Origin of the sequence: Achromobacter sp. SIMBA_011 (genome assembly GCF_046535435.1) — a bacterium.
In the GTDB taxonomy this organism is placed as follows: domain Bacteria; phylum Pseudomonadota; class Gammaproteobacteria; order Burkholderiales; family Burkholderiaceae_B; genus Achromobacter; species Achromobacter dolens.
Map to the genome: position 1 here is coordinate 1 of NZ_JAWRWN010001289.1, position 233 is coordinate 233.

Here is a 233-nt window from a genome sequence, read left to right on the forward strand (position 1 = left end):
GTACAGCGACGCGATCGGCGCGCCCTTGTCGATGCGCTGCATCGGCGCCCGCGCGTACAGGCGATCGATGTAGCCCGTCACGCGCGACTGCACGACGTCCGTGCGCGCCTCATCGAACTGGGTGGTGCCGACCGCATCGAATCCGCCGGCCGCTTCCTGACGCCGGACGGCCGCATAGCGGATGCCGAGATTCTGCTGCAGGCCCGGATCGATCCGAACGCCCGACGTGCCGC

General features: G+C 70.0%; 1 protein-coding gene. It reads right to left on the reverse strand.

The window, feature by feature from the left end; all coding sequences use genetic code 11:
• Positions 1–233, reverse strand: a 233-nt coding sequence (locus tag SB816_RS35225) for an efflux RND transporter periplasmic adaptor subunit (protein ID WP_410548653.1), incomplete at both ends; no start/stop codon positions are given.